15 protein-coding genes and 2 pseudogenes are annotated in these 17,795 nt (G+C 38.0%); 11 read left to right on the top strand and 6 right to left on the bottom strand.

Going from position 1 to position 17,795, the window contains the following annotated elements; translation table 11 throughout:
• The 11 genes and pseudogenes from V7149_RS11305 to V7149_RS11255 form a co-directional block, all read left to right on the top strand.
• Positions 1 to 1,038: pseudogene (locus tag V7149_RS11305) on the top strand (ABC transporter ATP-binding protein); the annotation flags it as partial.
• A complete protein-coding gene (locus V7149_RS11300) occupies positions 1,031 to 2,077 on the top strand; it encodes an ABC transporter permease (protein ID WP_335345730.1) in 1,047 nt (348 codons plus the stop codon). The pseudogene V7149_RS11305 and the gene V7149_RS11300, both read left to right, overlap by 8 nt.
• Positions 2,078 to 2,092: 15 nt before the next feature.
• Positions 2,093 to 3,037 carry an ABC transporter permease gene (locus V7149_RS11295; RefSeq protein ID WP_438823971.1) on the top strand — a complete coding sequence of 315 codons (945 nt, stop codon included), beginning with the start codon at positions 2,093 to 2,095 and terminating at the stop codon, positions 3,035 to 3,037.
• A gap of 206 nt (positions 3,038 to 3,243) precedes the next feature.
• The gene (gene yfmF, locus V7149_RS11290; RefSeq protein ID WP_335345728.1) at positions 3,244 to 4,524 is read left to right on the top strand and encodes an EF-P 5-aminopentanol modification-associated protein YfmF; all 1,281 of its coding nucleotides are present in this window, start codon (positions 3,244 to 3,246) and stop codon (positions 4,522 to 4,524) included.
• On the top strand, positions 4,524 to 5,813 hold the full coding sequence (gene yfmH / locus V7149_RS11285; protein ID WP_335345727.1) for an EF-P 5-aminopentanol modification-associated protein YfmH: 1,290 nt from the start codon (positions 4,524 to 4,526) through the stop codon (positions 5,811 to 5,813). Before yfmF ends, yfmH begins: the two co-directional genes overlap by 1 nt.
• A gap of 91 nt (positions 5,814 to 5,904) precedes the next feature.
• Entirely contained in the window at positions 5,905 to 6,627 is a 723-nt protein-coding gene (ymfI, locus tag V7149_RS11280; protein WP_335345726.1) for an elongation factor P 5-aminopentanone reductase, read from the top strand.
• Positions 6,628 to 6,729: 102 nt separating this feature from the next.
• Positions 6,730 to 6,987 (top strand): DUF3243 domain-containing protein, encoded by a 258-nt coding sequence (locus V7149_RS11275; RefSeq protein ID WP_335345725.1) that lies wholly within the window; start codon positions 6,730 to 6,732, stop codon positions 6,985 to 6,987.
• Between the two features lie 247 nt (positions 6,988 to 7,234).
• On the top strand, positions 7,235 to 8,029 hold the full coding sequence (locus V7149_RS11270; protein WP_335345724.1) for a DUF3388 domain-containing protein: 795 nt from the start codon (positions 7,235 to 7,237) through the stop codon (positions 8,027 to 8,029).
• An 18-nt stretch (positions 8,030 to 8,047) separates the two neighbouring features.
• A complete protein-coding gene (locus tag V7149_RS11265; protein WP_335345723.1) occupies positions 8,048 to 8,968 on the top strand; it encodes a helix-turn-helix domain-containing protein in 921 nt (306 codons plus the stop codon).
• A 61-nt stretch (positions 8,969 to 9,029) separates the two neighbouring features.
• Positions 9,030 to 9,392, top strand: a pseudogene (pgsA, locus tag V7149_RS11260) (CDP-diacylglycerol--glycerol-3-phosphate 3-phosphatidyltransferase); the annotation flags it as partial.
• 104 nt (positions 9,393 to 9,496) lie between these two features.
• Positions 9,497 to 10,666 (top strand): DUF4317 domain-containing protein, encoded by a 1,170-nt coding sequence (locus V7149_RS11255; RefSeq protein ID WP_335345722.1) that lies wholly within the window; start codon positions 9,497 to 9,499, stop codon positions 10,664 to 10,666.
• A gap of 208 nt (positions 10,667 to 10,874) precedes the next feature.
• Here the strand turns inward: V7149_RS11255 and V7149_RS11250 are convergent, their stop codons facing one another.
• The 6 genes from V7149_RS11250 to V7149_RS11225 all read right to left on the bottom strand — a co-directional run.
• Positions 10,875 to 12,029 carry an ABC transporter permease gene (locus V7149_RS11250; RefSeq protein WP_335345721.1) on the bottom strand — a complete coding sequence of 385 codons (1,155 nt, stop codon included), beginning with the start codon at positions 12,027 to 12,029 and terminating at the stop codon, positions 10,875 to 10,877.
• Positions 12,030 to 12,044: 15 nt separating this feature from the next.
• A complete protein-coding gene (locus V7149_RS11245) occupies positions 12,045 to 13,259 on the bottom strand; it encodes an ABC transporter permease (RefSeq protein ID WP_335345720.1) in 1,215 nt (404 codons plus the stop codon).
• A gap of 11 nt (positions 13,260 to 13,270) precedes the next feature.
• The gene (locus V7149_RS11240) at positions 13,271 to 14,203 is read right to left on the bottom strand and encodes an ABC transporter ATP-binding protein (protein WP_335345719.1); all 933 of its coding nucleotides are present in this window, start codon (positions 14,201 to 14,203) and stop codon (positions 13,271 to 13,273) included.
• 139 nt (positions 14,204 to 14,342) lie between these two features.
• Positions 14,343 to 15,008, bottom strand: coding sequence for a response regulator transcription factor (locus V7149_RS11235; RefSeq protein WP_335345718.1), 666 nt, complete (start codon positions 15,006 to 15,008; stop codon positions 14,343 to 14,345).
• Entirely contained in the window at positions 15,005 to 16,225 is a 1,221-nt protein-coding gene (locus tag V7149_RS11230) for a sensor histidine kinase (RefSeq protein WP_335345717.1), read from the bottom strand. Before V7149_RS11230 ends, V7149_RS11235 begins: the two co-directional genes overlap by 4 nt.
• Before the next feature lie 14 nt (positions 16,226 to 16,239).
• A partial coding sequence (locus V7149_RS11225) for an ATP-binding protein (protein ID WP_335345716.1) occupies positions 16,240 to 17,795 on the bottom strand: 1,556 nt, incomplete at its 5' end.

The following is a 17,795-nucleotide window of genomic DNA, read 5'->3' as shown; positions in this document are numbered from 1 at the left end:
TTTTCGATGAACCGACTGCTGTATTAACACCTCAGGAAATTCATGAGTTAATCCAAATCATGAAGGCATTAATAAATGAAGGTAAATCAATCATTTTAATTACCCATAAATTGAAAGAAATTATGGAGGTTTGTGATCGAGTAACCGTTATTCGTAAGGGTGTTGGCATTGGAACGGTTAATGTCAGCGAAACAAACCCCAATGAGCTTGCCAGCTTAATGGTTGGCCGTGAAGTTGAATTTAAGACGGAAAAGAAAGAAGCAGAGCCCGAACAGGATGTACTGGTTATTCATGATCTGCATGTTAAGGATTCACGCGGGCTCCCAGCTGTAGAAGGATTAAGTCTTACAGTTAAAGCTGGTGAGATATTAGGAATTGCTGGGGTAGATGGGAATGGACAAACAGAATTACTTGAGGCTATTACAGGATTAAGAAAATCTGAAAGTGGTTCCATTAAGCTTAATGACAAGGAAATTAGAAATCAACCATCTAGAAAAGTGACGGAATCTGGGATAGGCCATATTCCCCAGGATCGTCATAAGCATGGGCTAGTACTCGATTTTCCAATCGGAGAAAATATGGTTCTACAAACGTATTATAAACAGCCTTATTCAAAAAATGGGGTATTAAACTTTAANNAAAGCAATAGGATTAATCCAAGAATATGATGTTCGAACTCCAAGTGAATTTACATTAGCCCGGGCTTTGTCCGGCGGGAACCAGCAAAAGGCAATCATCGGCCGTGAAATTGATCGTAATCCAGATTTGCTTATTGCAGCCCAGCCTACACGAGGGTTAGATGTTGGCGCAATTGAGTTTATTCACAAACGCCTTATTGATCAGCGTGATCAAGGTAAGGCAGTCTTGCTCTTATCTTTTGAACTCGATGAAATTATAAATGTGAGTGATCGCATTGCTGTTATATATGAAGGAAAAATTGTTGCCATTGTTGATCCAAAACAAACAACAGAACAAGAATTAGGATTGTTAATGGCCGGTTCGAAACGGAAGGAAGCAGGTGAAAAAGCAGATGTCTAATCGCTTGAAAAATATGATTGTTCCCCTTTTAGCTGTTCTATTAGGGATAATTGCCGGAACCATTATTATGATTGCTACTGGCTATAATGCTGGTGAAGCATTTTATGCACTTTGGGACGGTGCCTTCGGTGATATTTATTATTTTGGGGAAACCATTAGACAGGTGACGCCATTAATACTTGCTGGATTGGCCGTTGCTTTTGCATTCAAAACGGGATTGTTTAATATTGGGGTAGAAGGACAGCTAATTGTTGGGTGGCTTGCAGCCGTTTGGGTAGGGTTCGCATTTGACCTTCCGAAGATTATTCACTTGCCTTTAGCTGTTTTAGCTGCTGCCGCAGCTGGAGCACTTTGGGCATTTATCCCTGGATTTTTAAAAGCCCGTTTCCGTGTCCATGAGGTTATTGTTACGATTATGTTAAACTATGTAGCTTTACATGTATCAAACTATTTCGTTCGTTCGGTTTTTTCTGAAAAGAGTGATCGCACACCAAATATCCATGAAACAGCTTCTTTGCGTTCCCCTTTTCTCGAGGGTCTAACAGATTTCTCCCGCTTACATTGGGGTATCGTAATTGCTCTTTTCTGTGCATTGTTAATGTGGTTTATTCTGGAAAAAACGACTAGAGGGTATGAATTAAAATCAGTTGGTTTTAATCAGCATGCTTCTGAATATGCCGGTATGAATGTTCGCTCTAATATTATTTTATCAATGGTGATTTCGGGTGCCTTTGCGGGACTAGCCGGCGCAATGGAAGGGCTTGGCACCTTTGGCTATACAGCGGTAAAGGGCGGGTTCACAGGTGTAGGATTTGATGGAATTGCTGTAGCCTTGCTCGGTGCAAACGGACCTATCGGCATTATTTTAGCGGCTCTATTATTTGGTGCTTTAAAGGTAGGGGCCTTAAATATGCCACTTGAAGCAGGCGTTCCAAATGAACTTGTTGATATTATTATTGCATTAATTGTCTTCTTTGTAGCAGCTAGTTATATGATTAGAATCTTCATTGATCGTATTGGTAAAAAGGGGGTGAAGTAAGTGGGCATCATCGATATGTTAGCAATCATTATTCCCTCAACAATGCTTTGGGCCGCACCACTTATTTTCACAGCATTAGGCGGAACCTTTTCAGAGCGTTCAGGTGTTGTAAATATTGGGCTTGAAGGATTAATGGTTATCGGTGCGTTTACGGCTATTGTCTTTAATCTAACGTTCGCAAGCACTTTTGGAAGCTTGACTCCATGGGTTTCGTTACTTGCGGCAATGGTTATTGGTGCACTACTTTCTGTTTTCCACGCAGTTGCATCAATTACATTTAGAGCGGACCAGGTTGTCTCCGGTGTTGCAATAAATTTATTGGCTATCGGAGCAGCATTGTTTCTAGTTAAGTTTATTTATGATAAAGGTCAAACTGATGCTATTCAAAAAGGCTTCCATAAGATTGATATTCCCATTTTAGGTGATATTCCACTAATAGGAAGATTGTTTTTCTCAAATACGTACTACACTTCTTATGTAGCAATCATTGTTGCCTTTATTGCGTGGTATGTTATTTTTAAAACCCCATTCGGATTAAGATTACGATCTGTCGGTGAACACCCAATGGCGGCTGATACAATGGGGATAAATGTAACAAAAATTCGCTACATTGCGGTTATCCTTTCTGGTGCGCTAGGCGGAATCGGCGGAGGCGTTTATGCTCAATCGATTACTTCAGACTTTAGCCATGCGACCATTAGCGGTCAAGGTTTTATGGCATTAGCCGCAATGATTTTTGGTAAATGGCATCCACTTGGGGCAATGGGCGCTGCCTTGTTCTTCGGATTCGCTCAAAGCTTAAGTATTATCGGATCAAGCTTGCCTTTCTTGGAGAATATTCCGAATGTCTATTTATTAATCGCTCCATATGTTTTAACGATTTTAGCCTTAACAGGATTTATCGGCCGTGCGGATGCGCCAAAAGCATCTGGTGTCCCATATATTAAAGGTTCACGTTAATTTGCTTAAGACCTCTTTTTTAGAGGTCTTTTTTTTCGTATCTGGTATCACAATTTCCATTTAAGTTAATAACTTGATATAAGGAATTAGGGCAAGTTATATTTAGAATAAGATTTAATTCAAAAAGTTTGAGGAAAATAACCACTATTAAGTTACATATGATAGTAAAGCAAATAATATTTACAGGATGATTGGGAGGACAGAATATGGAAATTTTATCAGAAGCCGTTAAACCGATGAATGGTTATAAACTTCATATTGTAAAAACCGAAAAATACAAAACAAATACTATAGTTTGGAAGATGAAAGCCCCGCTAAATAAAGAATTTGCTACTCTTAGGGCTTTACTTCCATATGTACTGCAGAGCAGCAGTGAAAATTATCCTACCACCGGGAAGCTACGTTCTTATTTAGATGAGCTTTATGGAGCGACTTTTTATGTAGACCTATCGAAAAAAGGTGAGTACCACATTATTAGTTTTTCATTGGAAATTGCTAATGAAAAATTTTTATCTGACAGTACACCCCTTTTAAAGGAAGCATTTCAATTTTTATCAGAGATATTAACGAAACCAAATGTTCAAGGAAATGCTTTTGATAAAGATACTGTGGAGAATGAAAAAAGGACATTAAAACAAAGAATTCAATCTGTATATGACGATAAAATGCGTTATTCCAACTTTCGTCTCGTTCAAGAAATGTGTAAGGATGAGCCGTACTCACTGCATGTTCATGGAGAAAAAGAAGACGTTGACCCAATTACCCCAGAGAGTCTTTACGAATATTACCAGAATTCTTTAAATCAGGACGAGATGGACCTTTACGTGATTGGAGACGTAAATGTGGAAGAAGTAGAGGCATTTGGAAAGGAGCTATTGCAATTTGTTGATCGAACTCCACAGCTTATCCATTCTTCTGCATTTAGAGAAAAGAATGATGTTCATGAGGTAATCGAAAACCAAGATGTAAAGCAAGGAAAATTAAATATTGGCTATCGAACAAATATTGTATATGGGGACGAGGATTACTATCCTTTACAAGTTTATAACGGAATATTTGGAGGTTTTTCACATTCCAAATTATTTATCAACGTAAGGGAAAAAGCGAGTCTTGCTTATTACGCGGCAAGCAGGCTGGAGAGCCATAAAGGATTATTAATGGTGATGACAGGTATTGATAATAAAAATTATGATCAGGCTGTCAGCATTATACATGCACAAATTGAGGCAATGAAAAATGGTGATTTCACTGAGGAAGAATTAAAACAGACGAAGGCTGTTATTAAAAACCAGCTGCTGGAGACTATTGATACATCTAGAGGAATAGTAGAGGTCCTTTATCATAACGTAGTCTCTCAGAAAGATATTTCCATTCAGGATTGGATGGATAAAATGGATCTGGCTACAAAGGAAGATATAGTTGCAGTCGCCAAAAAAATCACTTTAGATACGATATATTTCTTAACTGGGAAGGAGGCAGGAATGTAATGGAAAAAATTACATTTGAACAGCTGAAGGAAGAATTGTTTTTTGAGAAACTTGAAAATGGTTTAGATGTGTACATCCTGCCAAAAGCGGGTTTTAATAAAACATATGCGACTTTTACAACGAAATATGGGTCTATTGACAACCATTTCCTTCCTCAAGGAAAAAATGAATATGTAAAAGTTCCCGATGGGATTGCCCACTTTTTAGAGCATAAGCTTTTTGAGAAAGAAGATGGGGATGTCTTTCAGCAATTTAGCAGGCAGGGAGCATCTGCTAATGCATTTACTTCTTTCACAAGAACAGCTTATTTATTCTCGAGTACATCAAATGTAGAACAAAATCTTGAAACATTAATTGACTTTGTTCAATATCCATACTTTACAGAACAAACTGTTGAGAAAGAAAAGGGAATCATTGGACAGGAAATTACCATGTATGATGATAATCCTGACTGGCGCTTGTATTATGGTTTAATTGAAAATATGTATCAGCAACATCCTGTAAAAATTGACATTGCTGGTACGATTGAAACGATTTCACATATTACGAAAGATTTGCTTTATGAGTGCTATCATACGTTCTACCACCCAAGTAATATGCTATTATTTATTGTAGGGCCTGTAACTCCAGACAATATTATGAAACAAATTAAGGATAACCAAGCATCAAAAGATTACAAGGAATTGCCGGAAATAAATCGTAAATTCGAAGAAGAACCTGAACAGGTCGCTAAGAAAAAACAAGTTTTGCAAATGAATGTTCAAACATCCAAATGTTTAGTAGGCATAAAGGCAAAGAATGTGAATAAGTCCGGCCAGGAATTATTGAAAACAGAGCTAAGCTTAAACGTCATGCTGGATATTATGTTTGGTAAAAGCTCTGACCATTATAGTACTTTATATAATCAAGGGCTAATTGATGATACGTTTTCGTTTGATTATACCCAGGAAAAAAGTTTCGGGTTTGCTATGGTTGGCGGTGATACAAATGATCCAGAAAAGCTTGCTGAATCGTTAAAGAATATTCTTTTAAAAATGAAGGAAAAGGGAGCCATTTCAGAAGCGAGCTTAGAACGAACGAAAAAGAAAAAGATTGGTGCATTTCTGCGGGCCATAAATTCTCCGGAATATATTGCGAATCAATTTACAAGATATGCCTTTAATGAAATGAATTTATTTGATGTTGTCGCTACCCTTGAAGCGATAAAAATAGAAGATATTGAAAGTATTGCAAGTGATTTTATTTCAGAAGACAGATTTTCTGTTTGTCAAGTTGTTCCGAAAGGTTGATTAACAAAAACATTAGGACGATAATAAAGAGAAAGCGCCTTTCATGTTGGCGCTTTCTTTCCTTTTTATTATAGCGCATGGAGTGAACAGGATGAGGAAATATGCATTAATTACGGGAGCAAGCGGTGGAATTGGGGAAGCGATTGCAGCTAAATTAGCGGCTGAAGGCTATCATTTATATTTGCATTATCATGAGAATAAAAAGGCAATTGAAACTCTAATGGAGCAGCTTAAAGCATTTGGCGGAGAGTATATTCCAATCCAGTCAGATTTATCTTCAAAAAGTGGCTATAAAAAGCTCGCAAAAAATATTTTTTCCATTGATGCCATTATACATAATAGCGGTATAAGCCATTACGGTCTTCTATATGAGCTTGAGGACAGCATGGCAGAAAAGCTGATCAACCTTCATGTAACAACACCACTTATGCTTACGAAGCAATTACTGCCTAAATTACTGGCCAAAAGAAGCGGAAACATCATCGTCATCTCTTCCATATGGGGTCAAACAGGAGCTGCTTGTGAAGTCGCCTATTCCACTGTTAAAGGAGCCCAAATATCGTTTGTCAAAGCGTTAAGCAAGGAACTGGCCTTTAATGGTATTAGAGTGAATGCTGTAGCGCCAGGTGCCGTGCAAACAGCTATGATAGAGGGCTTTTCATTTGATGAGCTTGAATCGCTAAAAAATGAAATTCCAATGGGGAGACTCGCTTCACCTGAAAATATTGCTGATTCTGTTTCATTTCTTCTATCAGAAAAATCGTCCTATATTACTGGACAAGTACTTGCCGTAAATGGTGGTTGGTATACTTAATCAAATGGATTGCCGAAGAAATCATGAATATTTTTTCTCTCCAATAAACAAAATAACTATGTACTATAGTGTACAACACAGTTTTTAAAGGAGGATATATTCATGTCTGTACTTGAAAATTGGCAGCAATGGAAAGACTTTCTAGGCGATCGTCTAGATCAGGGACAGCAGCAGGGAATGAATAAAGACACCGTTAATGATCTTGCCTACCAAATCGGTGACTACTTAGCGAAACAAGTAGATCCGAAAAATGAACAGCAGAGAATTCTCTCTGATTTATGGTCAGTTGCTGATAAGGATGAACAGATGGCCATTGCGAACGTTATGGTTAAACTGGTTGAGAACAACGGAACACAATAATACATGAAAAAAAGAGAGGAGCACCCTCTCTTTTTTTTATGCTTTTTACAGATTTAATCTCTATGTATATTTTGAAAATGATTAAAAATCTATTTTTATGATGTTCTGCTTTGTTTTTCCTTTCATCTTTCTTCGAAATCATTTATTATAAAGGGGCGTATTGATAAAGAGGACAAATAGGTCTTTCATATTCAACCTCTTAAACGTAAAGGGAAGTTTAGGAACGGTACTAAGGAGGTTATTAATTTTGAGTAAAACAGAGTGGTATTTAGAGTATGAAATCCAAAAGAACCGACCCGGTTTGCTTGGTGATATTTCTTCCCTTTTAGGTATGCTTTCCATAAACATTGTTACGATCAATGGTGTTGATGAAGGCCGCAGAGGGCTATTAATTCTAGCAGAAAGCAATGAACAAATTGTTCGGCTAGAGTCAATTTTACATACAATGGATACAATAAAATTGATTAAACTCCGTAAACCAAAATTAAGGGACCGCTTAGCTGTTCGACACGGAAGATATATACAAAGAGACGCAGATGACAAAAAGACTTTCCGTTTTGTAAGGGACGAGCTGGGACTATTAGTTGACTTTATGGCAGAATTATTTAAGCAGGAAGGGCACAAACTAATAGGTATAAGAGGAATGCCTCGAGTAGGAAAAACCGAATCAATTGTTGCTTCAAGTGTCTGTGCTAATAAAAGATGGTTATTCGTTTCCTCAACTCTTTTAAAACAAACTATTCGCAATCAATTAATTCATGATGAGTATAACGAAAATAATCTATTTATTATTGATGGAATTGTCTCTTCTAGACGAGCAAATGAACGCCATTGGCAGCTTGTTCGTGAAATTATGAATATGAATGCTGTTAAAGTAGTTGAGCATCCAGATATCTTTGTGGAAAATACAGAGTATTCGATTGAAGATTTCGATTATATAATTGAGCTTCGCAATGATCCTGAAGAGGAAATAAAATATGATATTGTCGATAAAACCAAAATGATCTCCGAATCGGACTTTGGAGGCTTTGATTTTTCGTAAGTTGGAAGGTGTTAAAAATTGTCAGAACTTGGGGTTAGGCTAAAAGAAGCCCGATTGGCTAAAGGATTAAGTCTTGATGACTTGCAGGTAGCTACTAAAATTCAAAAAAGGTATTTAATTGGCATTGAAGAAGGAAATTATAGTATGATGCCTGGGCAATTCTATATACGGGCTTTTATTAAACAGTATGCAGAAGCGGTAGGCCTACAGCCGGAAGAGCTATTTGAACAGTATAAATCAGAAATTCCTTCTACAATAAATGAGGATATTCCTGAAAAATTGTCTAGAGTGCAATCAAGAAAAGATATTACTTCAGGTGGTTCAAAGGTATTTGATATTCTTCCGAAAATATTAATTGCTGTATTTATTATAGGTGCAGCAGCTGTTGTTTATTACTTCGTCACCCAAAAAGGGGATGGAAATGAAGATAAGGATCTCGCAGATAATAGCGGAAATGAGCAAGTGCGTCTTGAAGAATCAGAAAACTTCTCCAAAGATTCTAATGCTAATTCCGATGCGAACTCTGATAAGGAATCTTCAAAAGCGGATGAAGAAAATGAGGCAACAGAGGATGAAGCCAAAGAGGAAACGCCTCCTGCACCGAAGCAAGAACTTACTGTCGTTGAAACTAGCGGCAAAAATTCAATATATGAACTAAAAAATGCAGATAAGTTTGAATTGAAGGTTGTTTCGACTGGGAAAACATGGGTTAGTGTCAAAAATGGAAAGGGAACCTCTTTCTACCAAGGAACATTAACAAAAGGTGACACTGAAAGTCAGCTTCTCGATTTTTCAAAAGAGACTGAAGCTGCGCTTATCATTGGGAACTCCCTAGAAACTGAGATTTATGTGAATGATGAAAAAATTGCTTTTGCCATTGATCCCGCTCAGGTTGTGACGCAGAATATTACCATTCGCTACTTAACGAGCAACGAATAGTCATCTTTTGATGACTATTTTTCACTTTTACTCATCGCTTATTACAAACTGGAGGTAAATCATGAATCTACCTAACAAAATTACAATTTCAAGAATTTGCCTTATCCCTTTGTTCTTAATTATTATGCTCGTGCCATTCTCGTGGGGTGAGGTGACTTTGCTTGGGACAACGCTTCCCGTGACGCATTTAATTGGAGCATTAGTTTTTATTTTTGCCTCTGCTACAGACTGGGTGGATGGCTATTACGCAAGGAAGCTTAACCTCGTAACAAACTTTGGTAAGTTCCTTGATCCATTGGCAGATAAGCTGCTAGTTTCTGCTGCGTTAATCGTTCTTGTGGAACTTGGATTTGCTCCATCATGGATCGTGATTATCATTATTAGCCGTGAATTTGCGGTTACTGGATTACGTCTTCTTCTAGCTGAAGGATACCAGTAAACGCTGACGAAGTTAATCATTCCCTTAAGCAAACAGATTGCTTATAATTTAGGAATACACTAATCAGCTTAGGAGTTGGACTTTTTAAAATGAATAAGAAGGATATAGCAAACATACGTAAACAATTTAAGCTTAATAATGATTTATTGAAAATCGCAAATATCTTTAATGTTTATATAAGAAAGGAAAGCAGTGAGATTTATCATGAAGAAAGTCATCCTTTTCCGATGTTAGACCAGGAACAGCAAGAGTTATTCATGACTAACTTTAAGAAAGTACTTACGGGTCAAGTGGATGTGAAATTATTTGAAGTAAAATTCAAACGAGAAGCTGAAAATCATAGTCAGTTCATTCTCCACGATGGGCTACAGTCCGATGATGTAGAAGATTGGAAGGAACAAATGCTGCTTATGGTTGAAAAAATGTTTAAAGATGTTCAATATGAACAGGACATGGTCGTGACTTTTATTCGGGGGGAATATTTTAAGCCAACGAAAAGGAGTAATGAAGAAGCCGAAATTAGTGCCCGGGATGAGGTGTATAAACATCCTTTTATCCTATGCAGCATTAATCAAACGATACAGCCAAAAAGATCTTTGTTGTTTGATTATATTGAAAAGGAATTTAAGTCTAGTGTTGTCGTTGATTCCATTATCAATCTTACATCTCCTGTGGCAGGTTTTTTATATCCTAGCTTTACTGAGAATTCAGCAGATGTAAACCGCGTTCTTTACTCGTCCGGGAAACCAAATCAGCCCGATTATCATTTTATCGAAGAAGTATTGAATGGCGAAGAGATTATGACCGCTCAAGATGATAAAGCTGTATTCGAGGAAATCGTCAAAGAAGTCGTTGGAGACCAGGTTGATGCAACAACCCTTTCCAATGTATATGAAGAAATCAATCGAATCATGGATGAAGAAGAAGAGGAAGATACTCCTAAATTGGATTACAAGGATGTAGAACGTGTATTAAAGGTAAGTGGTGTAGAGGACGTTAATACTGAAAAGGTTGAAATGGCGTTCCAGAAAATCATTGATGATGAAAAATATGAACTGAAAGCAAGCAGTATTGTACCGAATTATAATACGAAATCAATTAAAATTAACACGAAAGTAGCAAATATCTCTATTAGTCCACAGGATTTAAAATATGTTAGACAGGTTAATTTTAACGGCAAGCGCTGTTTACTGATTGAAGTGGACGAAGATACGATGGTTGAAGGATTTACACTAATTCCCGAAACTTTTCTAGGCTAGAGGAAGATTCGTGTACATTACGGTCGGTTTCGCAAATAAACTGGTTAGTTTCGCAAATAAACTGGCTAGTTTCGCAAATAAATTAGTCAGTTCCGCAAATAAGTTAGTTGGTTTCGCAAATAAATTGGACAGTTCCGCAAATATACTGTTCCAATGACCGCATAAAATAAATGGGTTGACCCCAACAAGGTCAACCCAAAATATTCACTTATTCATACCGTACCTTTGACAATCCAACGGTAAAAAACACCATCGCAAATCCAAGCAATATGAATACAGGTGTAAGAATATCCCCAAGAGTACCGCCACTCCCGATTAATGCTGTAAACCCTTCGATAGCCCATGACTGAGGAACGAAATTTGCAATGGATTGCATGAATTCAGGCATAATGCTTGTAGGCCAATAAACACCGCCAAGCATACAGGTAGAAACAATGATGAGCGTTCCAATTGCGTTTTGCTGCTCGGCTGTTTTGGCAAAGGCAGCAATTGCGAGACCTAATCCGACTACAGATAAAAGCAATGAGGAGATAAGAACAAGCAACCCAACAGGATCTCCCCACTTCACATCAAAAATGACCGAGGACATGACGATCAATAAGAAGAATTGAATCCAGCCAATGGCAAAAAATGATAGGAAGTATCCAAACATAACATGAAATTTGGAAGTTGGAGTTGTAAACAATCTTGACCAAATGCCCATATTTCTTGCTTCAATTAGAGCTCCAGTGACAGACAGCATCATCATCATCACAAACATGATAGAAAATCCTGCCGAGCTGTATGACATTCTGTTCAGATTATTTTCATTTGAGCCATCACCTGCGATAATTTTTGTTAAGGCTGGCCGGTTTTCTAGGCCGCTCGCAAGCTTATTGTATATGTCATCCCATTCCCCTCCGTTATATTGGCTTCCCGTTTTTGCTGCTGAGACTTGCATACCCATTGTTCGTACAGCCCCATTCATCATTTGCTTTACAATGGGTGCAGTTGTACTGCTAGGTAAATGTTGAAAGGTAATCTCAGGTTTTTCCTGTTTAATAAGCTGAGTGGCTAATCCCTTTTTTATTGTAGAAACTCCTTGAACCTCCTGCTGCTCGAACAGATTCCTTGCCTCCGCTGCTGTAACATTATGGTACGTAACAAGCTCACTCGATTTAAGATGTGTAATCAGCCCAGTCGATAATTCTGTTTGATCTTCATCAACAATGCCTATATGGATAGTGGGATCCGAGCTTCCGCCGAAAAGGCTCCCGAATAGGAAGGTAAACAGAAGCGGCATGGCGAACATCAATAGATAAGCAGACGGCTTTTTAAATGTACGCTTTAGTTCAAAATGGCAAATTGCCCATATTTTCATCATTATTCCCAAACCTCCTTAGAGAGCCTTATGGTGAAAGCGCATCGTTCCAATGATAATCGATACAATACCAATCAAAGTTAATATGATCGTTGGCGCCATTAATGAGACCCATGTAGTGCCAGACATGATATTTGTAAAGCTAGTTAAAGCCCATGAATTTGGTGTAATCATAGAGATGTTTCGCATAAGGCTTGGGAATACGGAAATAGGAAGCATGGAACCTCCTAAAAGGGCAAGGAGCTGTACACCAATTCCACCTAGTGTGTCTGCCATTTTTTCACTCGAAGTAAAGGCAGCCACAACCATCGACAGCCCTGATACCGCAAAGCTGTATATGAAAGCAATGAAGATTGTTTGGAGAACATTGATTCCCCAGCCTACGTTTAAAACAAAATGAGTCGCAGCCATAAAGATCAGAAATTGGATGAAGGCAAAGAATAGCGTCCCTAGAAATTTTCCTAATAAAATGGAGCTATTACTCGCTTGTGTCGTCATTAATCTGGCTAGAGTCTCCGTACTGCGCTCCTGATGAAAAGCTTTCCCGCCATGCATAGCATTAAATAATAAGAACATAGCCGCCATGGCTGCAGCGTAGTATTGCATAGACGACACATTATGTTCTCCTAAAGGCTGTTCCGTAATGACATCCTGCTGGAGCTTTACGACCTTTTCCATGTTTTGCAAAAGATCCATTTGGATTGTTTCTGGATGAAAGCTGCTTCCATTAGCTGCTGCTGTAACTGCGATATCAGACATCACTTCCTTTGTCGAAATAGCCATCGTTTGTGCAGTCATTGTGAAAGAATCCGTTATTTGCTGAACAAAGGCTGCTTCAAAATCCTTGCCTGCTGCTGGATATATAAAAACAGGATTTTCCTGCTGATTTCCTAAGCTCTCTTCCCAGAGGCTAGGAATGACTAGACCAACATCCACATGAGAATCCTTGACCCAATTTTGCAGTTCTTCACTAGAACTGGTTTGCTTCACAGATACTGAATCATTCAATTCATCGAGTAAAACCTCATTAATGAATGTCTCTGCAAGAGCATCAGTATCCACAGTGTAAATACCTATTGTTGTTTTAGGCATCTGACTGTCACCCATGACCCCTTTTAAAGCAGATCCTAATATCGCAGTCAAAAGGATAGGCATGAAGACCATCAAGATGATGGCTTTTCTATCCTTCAATCGAAGCTTTAGATCTTTGGCAGCAATAATAAACATTTTCATTTCATTCACCTCTAATCACGCAATGAACGTCCGGTTAATTGTAAAAACAATGTTTCTAAATTAGGTTCCTGAAGCTGAATTTGCTGCAGTTTTACACCTAATTGATTAGATAGTAAAACGATATCAGCTAGGAGCTCTTTATGATTTTGCAAGAAGATATCAATTTCTGTTTCTTGTTGAACCGTTACATTTTCAACACCATCCATTGAATTCAATTGCATCAGAAAAGCAGGCTTCGCTTGATCAACAACAAGATGAAGCACTTTGCCGCCGGAAAGCCTATTGGTAAGCTCTTTCTTTGACCCGCTTGCAATTAATTGGCCGTGATCGATGATCGCAATACGTTTGCAAAGGAATTCAACCTCTTCCATGTAATGGCTTGTGTAAATGATGGTCATTCCTTGCTCATTTAACGATTTGACCGTTTCTAAAATATGATTTCGCGATTGCGGGTCAATGCCAACAGTCGGTTCATCCATGATCAGCAATTCGGGCTTATGCATTAAGGCCACTCCAATATTAATCCGCCGCTTCATCCCGCCTGAAAAGGTTTCAATTTTATCCTTTCCCCGGTCGGAAAGACCAACGATTTCGAGTACTTCCTTCGCCCGGTTTTTAGCCTCTTTTCTTTTTAAACCATACATTTGGCCCCAAAAAACTAAATTATCAATTGCTGACATTGTCGGATAAAGAGCAATATCCTGAGGAACAACACCAATTTTCTTTTTAATAAATTGTGGGTCCTTATTTACTGAAACTCCATCCACGAGGATATCTCCATCCTGATAAGGAACTAACCCGCAAATCATGGAGATGGTCGTTGATTTTCCCGCTCCATTTGGTCCAAGTAAACCAAACGCTTCCCCTTTTTCAATATTTAAGGTAATTCCTTTAACGACTTCATGATGGCCAAAGCTCTTTTTAATATTGTTTAGTGCAAGCACCTTCAACCGCCTCCTTATTAACTACCTTCAGTTTAATCCGAAGCAGGAATCCAGCCATCTAGCTGGCGATAGATTTTTATGTATAAAAAAACGACACCCATGTGTCGTTGTTCATCCTGCCGTATGCCAAAAGTCATGTTTAAAAGGTAGTGATGCCGTATCGTACCGCAAAAATGGCTGCCTGTGTGCGATCCCTAAGCTCAAGCTTTTGAATAATATTCGAAACATGATTTTTGACCGTTCCTTCTGTAATAAATAAGGCATCGGCAATCTCTTTATTATTGAAACCTTGGCCAAGATGACTCAATACTTCAAGCTCACGGCTTGTTAATTCATTTAAGGAAAAGGGGATAGGTGCTTCTGAGTTGATTTCGTCCTTACTTTTTTTCAACCGCATTTCTGTTAGCACATTGGAAGTGAAGTCCTTAGGGAGGACTACGCCTCCATGGAAAACGGTTAAAATCGCCTGAACGATTGTGTCAGTGGACATATCCTTTAATAAATAACCGCTTGCCCCTTCCTCTAACGCATCAAAAATATATTCACTGTCACTAAAGGTCGTTAGCATTAACACTTTAACTTGGGGAATATTTTCCCTTAAAAGCCTTGTTCCTTCAACCCCATTGACATTTGGCATCCGGATATCCATTAAAACGATATCAGGGGTAAGACTTAAAGCCTTTTCCAATGCTTCGGCTCCATCGCCGGCTGTCCCGATTACTTCAATTTCATTGCGCAAATTCAATAGGGAGCCTAGTCCTTCCCTTATTAATGGCTGATCATCTACAATTAAGACCTTAATCAATTCATCACCCCCGCTGAGCTCCATTGTACAAGTTTATTTGGAAGTTTAACGGAAATCGAAAATCCTTGTCCTTCCGCACTTTTAAATTGTATCGTTCCACCGTGCTCTAAAATGCGTTCCTTCATGTTTATGAGCCCAAAGCTTGGGACTACATTTTCAGTTCCCTTTCCGTTATCCTCCAATTCAATATTGACAGCTTCATTTGTAATCTGAATCGATACGTGACATACATTAGCCGAACCGTGTCGTTGTGCATTTGTTAATGCTTCCTGTACGATTCTTTTTATGGTTGGTTGAATGGAAAGAGGGATTGACGTTGGATCACCATCTAATTCTAGTCGTGTTTCCATTCCAGTCAGATTAGCAAATTCATCCATCATCTCACGCAAAACATGCAGAAATGAGACTTTCATGTGGTCCTGTTCCTTCAATGTTCGAACAGATAAGCGTATTTCATGAAGAGAGTCGCGAGTCAACTGCTCGCATGTATTTAATATGGCTTTGCTTTTGTCTGGATCCATCGATATCATTTCATTTGCTAATTGCAGCTGTACTAGTAAGGCTGTCATTTTATGGCCGACCGTATCATGAATTTCACGTGCAATTTCATTTCGTTCCCGTATTACGGTTAATTGTTCCACTTGATTGGAATACTCACTTAATTGCTCGTGAGCATTCTGCAAGGCACTATGCGAGTCATTTAGCTGCTGGAACTGACTGCTGATCGTTTCTCTTGCTGTCTGTAAATTTTGGATTAAGCTCCCGACAATCGCTCCAAATAGGATGAACATCAAATTTAATATATTATCGGAAAATGCAGATGCCCCTAATAAATAATATTTTTCAACGGTAATCAACATCCACATGATGAAAAAGGCGATCGAAAACCATTTTAAAATGCTGCGCTTTGAGAAAAATAAAAAGACGGTTGTTGATATCACACCAAAGAATATCAAGTATAAATTGCCACTAGACGGAAATATAGCCCCAAACCCAAAGCTCAGAAGCATATCAACAGCTGTACAGAATACCCTTATTCTTATACTTTCAGTGAAAATTTGCAGAATATGATTTCCAACAAAAAGAATCATCGCCCCAATAATAAAGCCGAACTTCCAGCCTTCCGTAGGTTCTGTAAATTGAAAATAATAGCTGCTCAATAATAAAAACATGAGAACTCTTGTTGATGTAAGTAAGAGAAAAGATAAATTTTTCAAAGTTCATCCCGTCCTTAAGCTATATCTTCTTTGTCCTTTCTTACTAAAGGAATCATCATTTTTACCTGAGTTCCCACATTTACTGTGCTTTCAATAGAAATACTTCCATTATAGGAATCAATAATTCGTTTGCAGACGGTTAATCCGATGCCAGAGCCATCTTTTTTCTTTGTGAAAAATGGATGGAATATTTTCTCGAGCTCTTCATTTGGAATCCCTATTCCGGTATCACTTACATAAATCATGCAGCTTGCCGAATTGCTATCTATCGAAATGGTAAGCTTCCCACCGTTAGGCATTGCATGTAAGGAATTCTTGCTAAGATTTAGAATGACTTGTTTTAAATGATCTTTAACACAGGATATATGTGGATCATTAGTAGAGTAGGTGATTGATAGCTCTACGTTCATATAGTTGGCTTCAGATTTTAAAATGGGTTCAATCTCTTTCAATATTTCATTTATATTGTAGATTTTATATGTATAGGCTGTAGGCCGTCCTAGAAATAACAGCTCACTGACGATTGAATTGATTCGTTCAATTTCAATTTGTATTACCTCGAAATAATTCTGGGCTTTTTTATCATGATATTCTTCGCCTAATAATTTTATCAAACCACTAATCCCAGTAAGGGGATTTCTAATTTCATGGGCTGTGCTGGCTGCCAGATTACCAATCAGCTCCATCTTCTGAAACTCATATTGTTCTTTTTCTAATTTTGCTCTCCATTTTAAGCGGAAATTATAGATTAAGAGCAATAGGATATTTGTAAAAATAAAGGCAATAAAAAAGTAATTTATAAAAGCTTCTAGGCGTAAATGTTTATCATCATAGCTGATTCTTGCTGTTAACGTCCAAGGTAAGCGGTCTAAGCTTAATTCCTTCATGACATATTTTTCATTTGTATGTAACGCCCCTGCTTGCATGATGGTTATTCCTTTATCATCAGCTATGAAGATTTCTTCATCATTCAAAAGGGTAGATAAATTAGCCTCGAATGTTTTTAAATTTAAACTAGCAAGCAATACACCTATGACCCTATGATTTTCGATAACAGGAGTAGCTAATGTGATAATATAATTTCCTGTAATCCGACCAAGATGTGCTTCAGATATACTCGTTTTTCCGATTTCAACCGCTTTCTGGAAATATTCGCGATCACTTATATTTACAGGGGAAAAAGGAGTGTTTGAACTTATTAGAATATCTCCCTTTGGATTGGCCCAATAAAAGCCGGAAAACCGATTATCCTGTTTATGGGTTTCCTTCAATACTTCATCTATATGGTTAAAGCTAAATTGCTGTACCTTGATTAACGTAGCAAGCATCTCAAGGCGGCCAGACGTTTCACCAATAAAGTTGTCGATGCTTCTTGAATGAAGGCCTGCATTTCTGTGCGCCTCCTCTTTATACTCATTTTCATAAAACTCCATTTTTTGTACCGTCAATAAAAAGCTGATTAAAAGTGAGGGTACGATTGTGAAGATAAAATAAATGAGGAATGTTGTTAACTTTAGTTTCGTGTTTCGAGTAGGCATGAACAGTTCTTCCCCTTTATCGCAGATTAACG

It is taken from the genome of Bacillus sp. JJ1503 (assembly GCF_036965125.1).
Classification (GTDB): Bacteria; Bacillota; Bacilli; order Bacillales; family Cytobacillaceae; genus Cytobacillus.
The sequence above is the reverse complement of the archived record's forward strand: the minus strand, read 5'-3'. Positions and strand labels throughout refer to the sequence as shown.